Origin of the sequence: uncultured Zoogloea sp., from assembly GCF_937894855.1 — a bacterium.
GTDB lineage: Bacteria > Pseudomonadota > Gammaproteobacteria > Burkholderiales > Rhodocyclaceae > Zoogloea > Zoogloea oryzae.
Window position 1 is genome coordinate 1 of sequence record NZ_CALAYQ010000095.1, and the last position, 14,713, is coordinate 14,713.

The window sequence follows — 14,713 nt, forward strand, 5'->3', positions numbered from 1 at the left end:
GTCATGGCTCAATCCTCTCAGAGTATTGGGCCTCCACCAAATCCGGGGCGGTTCAGGGGTGCCGTAGCGCTCGCCGGCGACCTCCAATTCATGCAGATGACCACCGTGCCAGCCCATCACGGACGACAAACCACACGCCATGTACTAAAAATCCCATAGAGATCAGCCCTCGCCTGATCCGGTGCCCACAAGGAGACACCCCATGGCCCAGCCCTACTACCTCGTCACCGCAGCCCCCAAGAAGCTCGCGAAGATCGCCAGCTATGCCCGCAAGCTGACCGGCAAGCAGCAAGGCGACCCGGTGTTGGCTGTCGGCAGCCACCGGATCGTGCTGATGCCGGCGGCCGTGAGCCGGATGATCGAGAGTGCGCCGACTCAGCCCATCACCGGCTTTCCGCCCAGTTTCGCCGAGATCATGGAGGGCATGGGGGCCCAGGGTGCAGACCCGATCAGCGAAAGCCGGCTGGCGGAGCTGCTTGCGGCGCGGGAGCCGGCCGAGCTGGCGGGCATCCCGCGGGCCGAGCTGGATGATTCGGATCTCGTGATCGATGGCTGGGACTGGCACCTGAAGCGTACCCGGCTGGTGGATGCCTGGGGCCTGGTGGGCTCGGCGGAGCGGGTCGACTGGAAAGGCCTGCGGGTCGGCCAGATCGACACGGGGTTTCGGGAGATCCCCTGCCTGGGCTTCAAGGGCGGCCAGCCATCCAGCTTCGTGCTGACCGACTTCGACCGCAATTTCTTCCCGGGCGACTTCACGCGGGACCCGTTCCAGTACGTGGGGAACCCCTTTGCCAGCGAATTCTCAGCCCTCGACCCGATGCTCGGTGGCGCCAACGACGGTCACGGCGCACGCACTGCCAGCGTGCTGGCCGGCTTCGACCAGGACGTCGACAGGCCCTATTTCGGTGCCGCGCCGCAGCTGCCGTTCATCCCCGTCCGCATCTGTGACAGCGTGATCATCAACCACGTGCAGGGAGCCCTGGCCCTCGCCATTGAACACCTGGTGCGGCATGGCTGCAGCGTCATCACCCTGAGCATGGGGATGGCGCTGACCCTCATCGACGACAGGCTAAGGAAGGCCATCGACTACGCTTATGAGAATGGCGTCATTTTGGTGGCCGCCGCAGGCAACGTGTGGGACCCGGTGGTGGCACCGGCCCGCCTCAACCGGACCCTCGCCGTCGGCGGCTGCACGCCGGCCCTAATCCCCTGGATCGGCAGCAGCTTCGGGCCCGAGGTGGATCTCTGCGCACCAGCCTGGCCGATCCGCCGCCCTGTGGTCGATCGCAAGGGGCGGCAAACTTACGGCTACGGCGACGGAACATCCTTCGCCACGCCCCAGGTGGCTGCAACGGCAGCCCTGTGGCTGCTTTACCGTGGCGAGGAGATCCGCGCGCGCTACCCCCAGAAATGGCAGAGGGTCGAGGCCTTCAAGACCCTCGTGAAAGACACGGCATCCGCCAAGGGCGACTGGAATCGCGAGCAGTATGGTGAAGGGATCCTGGACGCCTACGCTGTGCTGCGGGCCGACCTTCCCCCTGCCGACGCGCTTCGGGAGGACAAGCCCGCCTGACAGGGTAGCCGCCACTCGACAGAGGCTGGCGGCTTGTCAGCTGACGATCAAGGCTTGCACTCGCCTGTATCGCTTCGCCGAGTGCGCCAGGAAGACAATCGGGGTAAGGTTGCCTTGACCACAAACGAGCCCAGCAGAAACCCGCCATGACAAACGAGGCAATTCCTGAAATCTAGCGGGCACCTCGAAAAACCTTACTTTCCGAAAACTCGGCACTTTTAAATCAACAACTTACAACAGTCTTTTCGGGGAAGTCAGGGGCTCTTCGAGGTGCCCTAGCAGTTGATTTCCAGTCTCGCGATTACAATCAAGCATATGGCTTAGCTATCGAACTGAATTTCAATTTGTTTGCTAACTTCGGTGATCAATGGTTTGAGGATGTCTTTGTTAAGTATCCTGATAAGCGTTAGCCCACAGACAACTCCTTTAGATGTATCAATGGTCACCGTTACTTCCGCCTGCAGCTCGTCACATAGTGATACCCCCGGGTGCCGGATGAGAAGAGCGTCGTAGCTTGTGCCGATATGAACCGTAAACCTTTTGTTTTTTGCAAAAAAACGAATACAAGGGTTGTCTACGCCGGAGTTCACCGAACTCAATCGAGCAGAAACTGAATCCTTATTAACATCTCCAATGTTTTCCAACGTGACCTTAAACCGCTCTGCGGACTCAAGGTGTTGAGGGAAAACGGCACCGCCCCCGATCGGGAAAGTAAAGTCTGGAGTGCTTACATCAAAAGCATTTTTTCCCTGGGGGGCAAGGCAGTGTCGTGTCACTGCGATATCGGGGCTCTTCGAAACCTCCTTAAGAAAATCCTCTGCGCTTGAAATGGCCCCGTTTTTATACATGCTGGCTAGCTCCTGCGCGGTCTCAATAGCGCGTCGGCTTGCCCCCTTTGTTCCTGCGCTATCAAACGGCTTGCTGTTGTCGAGAATGCAGTCGCTTTCCAGCTCGGCCTTATCTGCGTCCGAACTCTCTGGCGACTCATCAACTGCATTGTCATTAAGCTCTCTCTGCGGACTCTTTGTCCGGACGAGTGCGGCTTGCGTCATATCGCGAGAGATAACGACGTTCGTGTTTTCCATGCCTCTCGGGCGAAGGCCAAAAAGAATTCTCTTTGCATTCTCGAGAAGTCGGATTAAATCGTCTAGTAACACCCAGTCCCCGGGCGGAGATAGAAGACTCTGAGCTCTTTTAAGCGATAGAACGGGGAGGCCAAGCACGTACTGGACAGCGTCTTGACTAAACGGGTTGTGATTATTTGAAGTCATTATTTTTCCCAAGTGATAAAAGTAAAATTTGCGAACGAAGAAGAGTCCTGAAAAGATTTGTGTATTGCCCCTGAGAACGAGGTCCTTGTCTTGAATTTTCGCGCGGAATAATATGAAATCGATATCGAGTAGTCTTGGCCAGAGATCTCGACTTGATTTCAATCGCGCGATCCAGATCGAAAAGAGCTGATCGAAGTTGGGGAAGCGCATGGTCCGCTTCAGGAAGCACTGTAAGAGTCAGGCCGGATGGAATAAGACTGAGTAATATTCGGGCTGTCTCAACAATTTGAGTGAGAGGCGATGTTGAATTGCGCTTATCTGAAGATGTCGCGCGTAAGGCTTTCCTTAGTCGTTCGAGGTCGCAACATTCGGCAATGGCTGAGCTCATTGCAGGGCATTCCGCCTTTGCGAATTTAAGCGAAATCCCGGGCTCGTTTGAGTCTTCTGACAATAAGTCGGGTATAAGCTTATCAAGTCTCTGAGAATCAGCAGCCGACAGCCCAAATATGTCGGCACTCGATTCAGGTGTATATCCGTTAATACGAAGTGCAACATAGCTTATTTGCAGGGCAAGACTTGCGGGCCGTAGCTCATTCGGCGCAACCGAAGTCTGCGACCTGGGTGTGGGCTGAAGAAGATCCTCAATTAGTCTGATCTCGCTGGAAAACAGGGAGCGACTGAGTAGCTCTTGCCAAAAATTTTTTTCGTTCACTGCTTCGCCACTACCCTTCGCTACTTCATTTTCTTCACGACGTCTGGCTGAACGAGAAAGAATTTGGCGAAAATTGTCCTCCTTGATCTCGGGAAGAAAACGAGCGAAACCGACTCTTGGTCTATAAGTAGAGTAGATCTGGAAATTGTTTGCATAGAAAAATACAGGCCACATTGAGAGGTAATATTTGATCGCAGAGAGTGGGTGGTGCCCGGCAGATATTGCGGCCAGCCCCACCTCATTCCATCGTTCTTCAGGAGTACGACCCATTTTCGGAGGCGGAGTGCAGTTTTGCATTGAAAGAATAGCTTGTTCGAATCCAGGCCAGACGAGTCGACACTCAGCAGACCCACGCAGAGAGTGTTGTTTAACCAACTCCTCTCCTGTGACGGATCTAAGGGCATACTGCATCGCATTTTTAATGTCTGCGATATGCGTGCAGTCTGATCCGGTGTCGGTCGAGATAAAATATCCCTTTGATGTCAGATCTGCAGTGCGAAGACGCATTTTCAATGAGCTAAGTTCGCCACATATTGCATGCGGCACCGGAACTCGGCGTCGGCTCGACTTGGGGTTTTTAAGATGGCTATATCCAGAAGTCGTCACCTCCACCATGCCCAGATCAGAAAGTGTGTGTTGAAAATGAATAAGCCCGACTTCAGCTGAACGAAATGGAAGAGATGTAGCCAGTTGTGCATAGAGTGCTGCGCGTGCTTCGTTAAGAGAACCTGCTTCAAACGATTTTCTCACTATCTCGACGATAGCTTTAGCCTCTTGGCTTGTTACGTAGGTGCTGGAAGCATTGTGGGCTTGGCCAATTCTTTCTTCGTCTGGATTATCCCGAATGAGATCGTGGGATATTGCGATACATCCTCTGGCTCGCCAGAAACGAGCAAAGTGTCTAAAGATAGATGATGCTTGTTTCTGAGAGTCTCCAGCGAGCTCTCCCAAAACGAGTCGGCGCCCTTCTGCCCATTGGTTGCCGCTGAGGTCTTCCAGTCCATCGTCTAAACTTACTGCTTCGAGGAACGGACGCAGCCTCGAGAGATAAGTCGACAGCGAAGAGACTTCGAGATGCCCCTTTTCACTTTTCCTTTTTCTACATTCTTCGATGATCCAATCCGACACATCGGTTGCAGTTCCGAAGGACACGCCACAGGTTTCCTTCCACGCTCGCAGTCTCTTGACAAGTTCAACCTTGCGCGCACCATCTTCACCGTGCTGCTTAGTGTTGTCGCCCATCTGATTGACTATACGAATCACTTGAGAAAGAAGTTCATTTTTGTTCACGTTAGCGAATTTTCGTAGGACTCTTTGTTTAGGAGGCTCAGAGTGCCCCGGACGTCCGTAGGCTATGCGAGAAATAGATGAAAGCGATATGGCCGCAGCCTCCGTTTCCGTTCTTGCCGCAGTAATTAGCCAAGGAGGTAGCCGAATGGAGTGGTAAGCGCGAGCGATGTCTGAGTATTGGCACATAAAGGAATCTGGCTCGGGCGCCCAACTGTTGCCAGGTATGTGAGACGAAATCCAGCTGGCTGTCTGCGTTACACACTCTAGGTAGGTCGGGATGGGGGTCTTCCAGGCTGCATTGATCATCATCGTGGTGATGGGATGAAGTGGAAGATCTATAGGCTGCTGGTTTTTCCGCTCAATTCTGAGCGTCAGCGTATTGCCCAGTCTCCATACGTCCTTTTTCGACACGCTTGCCCATGCTGAAGCAATGCGCGATGGCTGCCAAAGAATTTCGACAAACATCAGTGAACTAAAAACAACAGCCCAAGGGGATAGCCCTGGGGATCCGGAAAGAAGCTCCTTAACAATCCAATCCCCGAGGGAGTAAAAGGCGAGCGTCTGGCTGTGAAACGGCTCTTTGGGTAGGTTTGGGGGCGGATAAAAATCATCATCAATGACAATCTCGGGAGCAATTCCGCGCAGCCTGGCTTTTGGAGCGATTGCCACTAGAGGAAAATTACAGCTGGGTTGTCTTAGAGACGGCCAATCAGCTGGGGCTACATCTGCGTGGACATCCTCCAGGAACGGGCGTAGACATTCGAGCGCCTCAGCAGGTGACAACCCTGCTGCCGCATGAAATGTAGCTGCCGCCTCCCGCGCATGACCGGTGATCACTCTTATCAATGGCGAGAAAACTCCCCGCTTTACCAATTCCGAAACAATAAAATGGCGTCCGCCGTTTTTTGCCATTCCCGAATCGGTGTCGTCAATGGATTGCCTCTGAACCTTGAAGGGATGAAGAGTTGCCCCATTTTCAACATCAACAGCAAAGAAGACGGGGGCGAACGGCTTTTCAAAACCTGCGATCCTATTTACTCTTTCTGCCGCCGTCGGATAATCCTTGGCAAGTCTTTTGCCCAAGGACCTGATCGCAGCAAGATGGCTGTTAAGCAATGAATTAAGGGAAGATGTCTTAGGAATGATCCGGGTGGAGTTGTTTTTCGTCAGCTTGTCATTAACCTGAAAGTACTTTGGTGAGGAATAGAGCGAACTGAAGTTAATCCTTTCCAGTTTGCTACCCCGATGTGCGCTAAGAATGACAAAGGCACTGGCGCTCAGCTCCGAAAGTCGGTTGAAATCTTTGACGAAGCTGAAGATGGGCATGCGCGGAGTAACCCTTCCAACGATATTGCTCATCTCTTCGCGGATCTTCTGGAGAGTATTTCTAAGCGTTTCTGGCTTCGGGCAGAAGGGCGATCCCACGTATCGTGGATCGGGTGTTGCAACACATTCGCCAAAGCCGAGGTATTCAAAAGCGCCGCTTACTGCGTTCGTAATGGCATCCTCGCTAATACACAAATAGTCAAGCTCGGCAGGAGCACTTAAGCGCAGATCAAGGCTGGTGAGGGCCGTTAGAACTGAGTTGCGGCTCACCTGATATACCACCGCGCCGAAGCTATATGCGATGCGCGCAGCGTAGCCGGCAGGTATTTCGGTAGTCGTGCGACTAGAGCGCAGAAATGCGCCGTATTCACTAAGGATTTCCTGCTCTTCTTTTTCGTGTTCAAATAGCAATTCTATCAAGGTGCTTGGAAATTTCCGATGTACAATTTTTCTATTCAATGCGTTAGCAGCCAACGTCGGTAGCGGTAGTCGGACGATTTGACTGGGCCGATACCCCCCTGCCCAGATCGCTTCTGACATGGTCGTGCGAGGCACAATCTCTGCTAGACTCCAGCAGATATGAGTGGTCGCAAGATCGATCCATATGGCATTATTTTGTGCCAGAGGAAGCTTCAGTGCCAAGCGAGGTGGCAGTGCAGAGACCATCGACACGGCAGACAAAATTGCATACGCAGACACATTCTGATCGGCGAAACTTCCCGGGATGTGGGCTACGGCAGCTTTAAGCAAGGGCGGTGTGAAGATATCCCAATTTTCCAAGCCTAAAACATGCGGCCAAGGCGCGCGGGTCGCGCGCGCAACCTGCCAGCGTATAATGGATTGATCTTTGTCCAATACTTCTTCAGCCGGCTCCTGCTTGTCATTGGAGCAATCTCGATCCTCCGCTCCCGTATTGCATTCAGCTTGTAGATCGGAACGGTGTTCTTGCTGTATTAGATTTGAGTAGGGGCTCAGAGTTGAGGGGCGAACGGGGAGTGAACATGTTGCTGCATAGCCGGCCAAGGATCGCAGTAGCTTTGCAACTGGATCATGACGTTCCGCCTTGGCAAGCTCCTCGAGCACCATGCTCTCGGGTTTGATCAAAGGGATAATGTTTTGCCAAGACGGCGAGTGACGTCCGCGACGAGCACTGCAATCGACCAAAACTCCAAGAGCATAGGAAATGCTTTCGCCTATTTTTTCTCTTTTTCCCATATGCCAAAGCAGCGTGAGCCCGAGAGCTTGGCGAACTCTTCTAGCGTCCGAGTTGGAACGCGCCTTTTCCACGGACGAATGCCATAGAGCATAGCTCTGCGACAATGGTTTTAAGTCGGGGCGGCTTCGTGCGGCGGACGGAAGCGTTGTTGAAGCAATGAGACGCGCATGAGCGCTTTTGAGGGCATGGACGATCTGGGAAATATCGATGGAGCTCTGCGTCCACGCCTGTGCCAGAGCTTCGAGTGAGTCAATCGCCAGGCTGAAAGCCACTAAAAACCCCTGTCCGGCCGCAGGGCAATGGACTGCCCAAGCGACGCGCTTGGCAAGAAAAAGTTCGTCATCGCTGAGTTCCCTGTCCAGCCAAGGGATGGCTGCACTCTCAGTATTGCTCATGGTTACTAACTCCGCGCTCGATTTGGCAGATGCTCTGGCGTAAAAATGCCCATCGCCCATGAAGTTTATTTGTGGAGAGGTTCGTCCGCCCGGATGAAGGCTTGCCGGGTGTCGTATTTCTTTTCATCGTTATCGAGGCTTGTTGAAATTGACTTGGTGGACGATATCACCGCTTCGCGTGAGGAATAGTTCTAGGGGCGTCTAATTTGAGGGTGGCTAAAATTAAATCCTGCAGCGCAGGGGATTTTTAATCCGAAAGTGAGTTTTTTGAATTTCGTTGCGAATGAAGTCTATCGGAAAACAAACGCTTTCAAAGCGCTTTCTTATTTTCTAGATTGGAAAATGGAATTGGTTTTAAAGCGGAAAACCAGCCTTTATTTTCCAATTCAGAGTTTCAAGTTGAAATCTCAATGTGTTTTAACGAATGGAGATTTGATATGCCAGACGTTCTGACGCGTAGCCAGTCGCCAATAAACTTGGGATAGGTTTTTTGATGTGGGAGCGTGTGCGCAGGGATGCGCGGTCTGTTCAGCCGTGTCGATTGGATCAGTCTGATGAGCGCCGCCGCTCATTGGACGGAGCTCGGAACGTCAGCCTAGTCCAGAGCCTGATCGAGATCTGTCAGTAGCCAGCACGCTCACCGGCGTAGGTCGATTGCAGCGTCTGGCTGTCCAAAATGGCAGCTGATGGATGTGAACTCCGCCCAACGCCCAAGAGCAGCCGCATACTCAAGTCGGGCACAACAGCCCCAAAGCACCGGCGTTGCGCCAGCGCTGGATCTGCCGATTAGCGCTTCATGACTCCTGCGCGTCCCACGACTCGGCCGCGAGTGGTAACTCGTTGAGTTCCGCCCGCGCCTCTCGCCACGTCGGATAGTGCTGATCAAGCAATGCGGAAAACCGCTCGCTGTGCGTCGGCTCGATCAGATGCACCATCTCGTGCACGACGATGTACTCCAGCAGGTCTTTCGGCTTCTTCGCCAGCTCGGTGTTGAGACGGATCGTGCTGGCGCGGTGGTTGCAGCTGCCCCACTTGGTTTTCATGCGCTGCAGGAAGTAGGCGGAAACCTGGACACCCAGCCTGGCCTCCCACTTCTTGATGAGCGGCGGCACAGCGGCGTGGAGTTCGGAGCGGTACCAGCCCTGCATCACTTCTTCCCGCTTGGCCTGCGGGGTTCCTGGGCGGACGAGCAGCGTGATCTGCCGATGGTCGAGCTTCACGCCGGGTTTCGTGTCCGCCTCGATCACCGTCAGCAGATAGCGGCGCCCCCACAGATAGTGGCTTTCACGCTCGATGAACTGCCGCGGTGTCTCCCGGGCTTGCGCCTGCAGCTTGGCCTGCTGGTCGCGAATCCAGCCGAGCTTGGAGATCGCGTAGGCGCGGGCGACTTCCAGCCGGGTGGCGGTCGGTGCAACCAGCGTAACGTGGCCTTCCGGTGGATGGACCGAGAGATGGACGTGCTTGACTGCCTTGCGGGTGACTGCGATAGCCAGCTCGCCGATCTGGATCGTTTCGGTCACTGGTAGCCCGGTTGGTTCTTGATGATCTCGAAGAGCGCCTGCGTCGCGTCGCGGTCACGGTCAAGCAGCGGGAACAGGGCGTTCAGCACCTGGGCTTCACGTGCCTGGTCGCCATACCAGCCGGCGGGGGCATGCTCCCGGATAGCGGAGTCGATCTTCAAGGCCAGCGCGGCGCGATCCTCGTCGGCGGTGGGGTAGCTGAACTGGTTCGCCGGGATCGAGCCCAGGTTGTTGTACAGCACCGTCGCCTCCCGCAGGCCGTGCAGGCTGGCCGGAATGCCGTCATTGGGTTGCTTGGCGGCCAGCTTCTTGACCAGCTCCTCGGCCTTGCGCAGGAACTCCTCATACGCTGCAGTATCGTCCCGGCTCTGCTGAATCAGATCCTCCAGCAGCTGGGACATCTGGGCGTAGAACATCGGGTCGGTCAGCTGGTCCCGGATGATCGTCTGGCGGACGTTGTTGATGATGCCTTCGGCGACGGCGTTCTTCGACAGCTTGCCCTTCTCGTTGAGCTTCTTGGCGATGGCGTCGTGGATGCCGGTCTGGATGATCAGCTCGGTGAGCGACATCTCACCCAGCTCACCCAGCGCCTCCGCGTGATCGGCCTGGATGTAGGTGTTGATGAGGTGGCGCATGTCCGCCTCGTAGGGCTTGATATCGAGCTCTTCGCCGGAGTGCCGCTTGATGGCCGCGCGGACGTCGGCGTAGAACTCGACCTCCCGCTTCAATGCTCCTTCCTCGGCATCGGAGTAGCCCGCCTCGCTGAGGTTCTGGGCCAGATCGGCGTAGGCGCGGGTAAAAAGGGCCACCGCCTTGTAGAAGGACACCCGCAGGGATTCGGTTGTGTTGAGCGCCTCGGGGTCGGCGGCGTCACCGCAGAAGTAGCGCAGGAACTGCTCCATCTCGCCGGGCTGCGGCACCGGCTCGCAGAGGTAGTGCAGTGCCTGGCGGGCCTCGTCGAGCTGCTTCCTACCTTCTTCCAGCCAGTTCTTGAGGCGCACGTTGTTGTCGCCGCCGTTGCCCGCGTCGATGTCCAGCTCGTCTGAGCTATACACCGCGATGGCCTGCTGCACGTCGCCGAAGAGTTCCTTGTAGTCAACGATGTAGCCGTAGTCCTTGTCGTCGCCGTCGAGCCGGTTGGTGCGACAGATGGCCTGGAACAGGTTGTGGTCGCGCAGCTCGTTGTCGAGGTAGATGTAGGTGCAACTGGGGGCGTCGAAGCCGGTCAGCAGCTTGCTCACCACGATCAGCAGCTTGAGGTTGGCGGGCTCCTTGATGAAGCGGCGTTTGATCTCGTCCTCATACTGCTTGGTCGTCTGATTCTGCTGGAGGACGTGCTGGGTGTAGGTGTCGAACTTGTAGCGCTCGTCGCTGTTGGGCGGCTCGCGGGAGATCGCGTTGTGGTTCGGCTCGAAGGACGTGACGATCCCGCAGTAGGGACCGAAGTTCGTGTTCTGGAACAGGCGGAAGTAATGGCAGGCATCGTAGATCGAGGCTGCCACCAGGATCGCCGTTCCCCGGTCGTTGTTCAGGCGCGGCTTGAGGCTGAAGTCTTCGATGATGTTGGCCACAATGCGCTGCTTGCGCTCGCCCGCGCTCATCAGAGCTTCCATCGTCGCCCAGCGCTTGCGCAGGATGGCCTTCTGGAAGTTGTTGAGATTCCGGGTCTTCTGCTCGAACCATCTGTCTATCGCAGCTCGCGAGATCAGCTGCTGCGGCACATCGCGGGCTTCGTACTTCAGGTCCAGCACCACCTTGTCCGCCACCGCCTGATGGAACTTGTAGGTGTGGATGTAGGTGCCGAACACGTCCCGCGTCATCAGCTTGTCCTTGCGCAGCAGCGGGGTGCCGGTGAAGCCGATGAAGATGGCGCCTTCGAGCCAGCGCTTCATCTGCTTATTCATGTCGCCGCCCTGTGTGCGGTGGCATTCATCGACGAAGACGTAGAAGCGGCCATGCACCGCCGGTCCCGGGCCTTTCAGGTCGGCCACGTCGAACTTGTGGATCAGCGCGCATAGCAGGCGCGGCGTAGTCGCTGCCAGCTTCTCGACGAAGTCGGCGCGGGAGGTGATGCGGGGTGACGGGGAGTTCTCGCCGATCACCCCGGCGTTGCGCATCACGCCGACGATCTGCTTGTCCAGTTCGTCCCGATCAGTGATAACGAGGATGCGCGCCTCCGGGTCGTGCTCCAGCAGCCACTTGGCGATCAATACCATCAGGATGCTCTTGCCGCTGCCCTGGGTGTGCCAGATGACGCCGCCCTCCTTGTGGGCGATGCGTTCCTGCGCGGCTTTCACGCCCTGAAACTGGTGCTGGCGCGGTACCTTCTTCTGGCCAGCGTCGAAGATCACGAAGTGGCGGATCAGGTCGAGCAGGCGCGCCTTGCCGCATAGCTGGGTCAGGGGGCGGTCCAGCAGGTGGCCGGGGGCAGGTTCCAGGCCAGCCTCCGTAGGCGCTTCATCCTTCCATTCGACGAAGAATTGCTCCGGCGTGCCGGTGGTGCCGTAGCGTAGGCCTTGGGCGTCGCTGCCCGCCAGCACCAGCTGCACCGTGCTGAAGAAGCCCTTGTTGAAGAGTTCTTCCTGGTTGATGATGAGCTGGCGCACGCCCTCGGCCACTTCGACCGAGCTACGCTTGAGTTCGATCACCGCAATGGCGATACCGTTGAGGTAGAGCACCAGATCCGGCCGGCGTTCGTAGCCGCCCTTGAGCGTCACCTCCTCGGCCAATGCGAAGTCGTTGGCGTCGGGGTTGGTCCAGTCGATCAGGTGCACCGTCTCGTGGGCCTGCCCGGTGGCGATCTGGACCGGTACGCCGTAGCGCAGCAGCTGATAGGTGCGCAGGTTGGCCTGGTAGAGGCTGACGCCCGTCGCATCGGCGGCGGTTTCGAGCTTCTGCAGCGCCGCGGCGATATGGGCCGGGGAATAGCCCCGGGCCGCGAGGTTGGCGCGCAGGAGTTCGGTCTCGATGGGACGGTTGTTGTCGCGCTGGCGCCACTCGCCCAGATAGCGGTAACCGAGATGATCAGGTCGTGCCTCGTCGGTGAAGAGGGCGATGACGCGATTCTGGGTCTTGCGTTCTGAGCGAGGGAGTTCAGGCATCGGTGGGCTCGGGGGTAATCAGTCGGGTCTTGCCAGTCAGCAATTCCTGCATCATACCTTGCTTGAGCAGGCGGGTTTTCTCGCGGCGGGTCTCCAGGACGGCCAACTCGGCGTCCATGTCGGAGAGGATTTTGGCAATCACTTCTTGCTCCACGGGGCCAGGGCAATGCACCTCGATACTCTCAATGGTCCGTGCGTTGAGGCTTGGAACACCTGATGCCTCGTTGTACTGCATCCAGTCAATCAAGCAGAAACGGTAATAAAGGAATCTTGCACTGTTGTCTTCCTTCATAGCCGAATAGAACAGGGTATCTACCGTCCAAAACGGTGTATCCATGTACTGAGGCTGATTGATCGTTCCCTTGCGTCCTATCAAGACAGATGGCTTGTCATACAGAGGGCGTTTAGCGGTTCCTATCTGCCCTCCTGTGGCAAGAATCGGATAGGCGCCGTCATCAACTTCTACTTCGTGCTGGCTCTTGCCGTGGCAGATCGTTAGCAAATCTCCCAACCGCTTCACCTCCCACTCCCCCTCAAAACCCGGCAGGCGGGTCTGGCCTGTCAGGAGTTGCTGCATCGCGGCCTGTTTGAGATCACGCTTCTTGGCGATGAGGCGGTCCAGGGTGGATAGCAGCGCATCGACATCGCTCAGCGCGGTGGCGATGGCGCGTTGTTCGGGGGGAGAAGGAAAGACGACAGGAATTCCCCTTACGATGTAGCCATTCAGGTTTTCCTGGCTCCCACTGTTACTAGCGTTGCGGATGACCTCGTATTGATTCGCCAAGAAGTGGAATATGAACTCTCGTGAAACCCCGGCTTGAAGCGCGATCGAGGCGCAGGCTTGATTTGTTGCTGCAGGAATACCCAGAACACCCACTTTCCCCCGAGTTTTTCCTTGACCATAAAGAGCCATCAATAAGGTGCCTGGGGGAAGCAACTTTGCGGCTGAGTTCTTGAGGCCTTCCTCAGTAATGAACTGCTCCGCCTCAGCGATCACCCCGAAATCGATTTGAGATGTAGTGATCCAGGGGATCGATCCACCCCAATATGCTGCCTGCTCTCGACTTGGTGTGCCGCCAGAACCAACTGATGCGACATCACCCAGGCGCTTCCACGCCCACTCCTCGGGAATAACCCCCACCTCCGTCTGTTTGTACCCCGGCCTTACTTCCATACCACCCCCATCTTCTTGAGGTGTTCTTCTACGCGGGCTGCAAGCCTCGCCACCTCGTCAGTCAGCTCCGGCAGCGGCGTCACATAGCGCTCGGCCAGTTCGCGGATGCGGCGGGTCAGGGTCTGTGATACGCAGTCCAGTTCGCTCTGCACCGCGGCCGACAGGTGAGCCATCCACTTGTCGTCCACCACCAGCGACTGGATCTCGGCCTTGCCGAGTTTGGCATAGTGCCCGTACGCCTGCACGTCGAGCGCCGCCTCGGCCGCCTTGACCGCCTTCTTCAGCGCGGCGATCTGCTCGGTCAGGGCCTGCCACGCTTTCAGGACTTTCAGCTCGTCGGCGCCGTCCGGGTCCTTGCCGATCTCGCGGATGCGCTCCTTGACGGCTGCCGCGGTGATGCTGTCGAAGCCGGAGAACGCGGCGTCCTCGCCGCTGTGCTCCTCCTCCAGTTCGGACAGGCTGGCGGTGGCGGCTTCCAGCTCGGCCTGCCTGGCGTCGATGGCGGCCTGCTCCGCGGTGAAGTAGCGGGCAACGATGAAGGGCTTGGGGATTAGGTCGCAGGCCCAGCCCTTGTCCCGGGTCTTGCCCTTCTTGTCGGTTTCGACGATGCGGGTTGGTTTGGCGATCCAGCCGTCGGCTGCGATCAGATAGGCGTCGTCCTGCATGGTCTCGGCCCAGTAGTCCATAAGGTGCTGGTAGATGTCGTAGGCGTCGAGCAGCGGTGCCTTGCGGAAGCGCTCCAGCAGGTCCTCGGCGATGGTTTCGATCAGCGCCTTGGGGTGGGCGCCCTTGTCGAAGGCGGTGAGGCGCGGCGTGGTGGCCTCGCGCCAGTCGGTGAAGCGCTGGGTAGCAGTCTGGTTGAAGGCAGTGAATTCGGGGTGTCCGAAGATAGCCGGCTTGACTTCGGCGAGCAGCAGCTTGAGGCGGGCGTAGCCTGGGCGTAGAGGCTCGAATAGGGCCGCCCTCAGGCCGGGCAGCACCTGCCAGTAGGCGGTGAGCGCATCCAGGTCACGTTCGGGAATGCCGCCGTTCAAGTGGGCGTCAATGTCCTGCAGATCTTCCGGCTCCGTGCTGTCGATATAGCGCGGCAGGTTGAGGTTGAAGTCGTTCCGGGCGTCGGCGATCTCGTCGAAGG

Annotated in this window: 6 protein-coding genes and 1 pseudogene; 1 reads left to right on the forward strand and 6 read right to left on the reverse strand. The window is 56.9% G+C overall.

Annotation, left to right across the window (positions count from 1 at the left end; all coding sequences use genetic code 11):
- Positions 1-202: 202 nt before the first annotated feature.
- Positions 203-1,573 carry a S8/S53 family peptidase gene (locus tag Q0672_RS12095; RefSeq protein ID WP_298622488.1) on the forward strand — a complete coding sequence of 457 codons (1,371 nt, stop codon included), beginning with the start codon at positions 203-205 and terminating at the stop codon, positions 1,571-1,573.
- Positions 1,574-1,893: 320 nt separating this feature from the next.
- On the opposite strand, the gene Q0672_RS12100 is transcribed toward Q0672_RS12095, so the two are convergent.
- The 6 genes and pseudogenes from Q0672_RS12100 to Q0672_RS12125 form a co-directional block, all read right to left on the reverse strand.
- Positions 1,894-2,658: a hypothetical protein gene (locus Q0672_RS12100; protein WP_298622490.1), complete on the reverse strand. Its 765-nt coding sequence runs from the start codon at positions 2,656-2,658 to the stop codon at positions 1,894-1,896.
- A gap of 172 nt (positions 2,659-2,830) precedes the next feature.
- On the reverse strand, positions 2,831-7,783 hold the full coding sequence (locus Q0672_RS12105) for a hypothetical protein (RefSeq protein ID WP_298622492.1): 4,953 nt from the start codon (positions 7,781-7,783) through the stop codon (positions 2,831-2,833).
- Positions 7,784-8,577: 794 nt separating this feature from the next.
- Positions 8,578-9,303, reverse strand: a complete 726-nt coding sequence (locus tag Q0672_RS12110; RefSeq protein ID WP_298622494.1) for a M48 family metallopeptidase — start codon at positions 9,301-9,303, stop codon at positions 8,578-8,580.
- Positions 9,300-12,404 carry a type I restriction endonuclease subunit R gene (locus Q0672_RS12115; RefSeq protein ID WP_298622495.1) on the reverse strand — a complete coding sequence of 1,035 codons (3,105 nt, stop codon included), beginning with the start codon at positions 12,402-12,404 and terminating at the stop codon, positions 9,300-9,302. The genes Q0672_RS12110 and Q0672_RS12115 overlap by 4 nt, the downstream gene beginning before the upstream one ends.
- Positions 12,397-13,578 carry a restriction endonuclease subunit S gene (locus Q0672_RS12120; protein WP_298622497.1) on the reverse strand — a complete coding sequence of 394 codons (1,182 nt, stop codon included), beginning with the start codon at positions 13,576-13,578 and terminating at the stop codon, positions 12,397-12,399. Before Q0672_RS12120 ends, Q0672_RS12115 begins: the two co-directional genes overlap by 8 nt.
- A pseudogene (locus tag Q0672_RS12125) lies at positions 13,569-14,713 on the reverse strand (type I restriction endonuclease subunit M); the annotation flags it as partial. The gene Q0672_RS12120 and the pseudogene Q0672_RS12125, both read right to left, overlap by 10 nt.

Excerpts from the sequence above, each read along its gene's own strand:
- Q0672_RS12095 (WP_298622488.1), top strand. The coding sequence starts at position 203 with ATGGCCCAGCCCTACTACCTCGTCACCGCAGCCCCCAAGAAGCTCGCG.
- Q0672_RS12100 (WP_298622490.1), bottom strand. The coding sequence starts at position 2,658 with ATGGAAAACACGAACGTCGTTATCTCTCGCGATATGACGCAAGCCGCA.
- Q0672_RS12105 (WP_298622492.1), bottom strand. The coding sequence starts at position 7,783 with ATGAGCAATACTGAGAGTGCAGCCATCCCTTGGCTGGACAGGGAACTC.
- Q0672_RS12115 (WP_298622495.1), bottom strand. The coding sequence starts at position 12,404 with ATGCCTGAACTCCCTCGCTCAGAACGCAAGACCCAGAATCGCGTCATC.
- Q0672_RS12120 (WP_298622497.1), bottom strand. The coding sequence starts at position 13,578 with ATGGAAGTAAGGCCGGGGTACAAACAGACGGAGGTGGGGGTTATTCCC.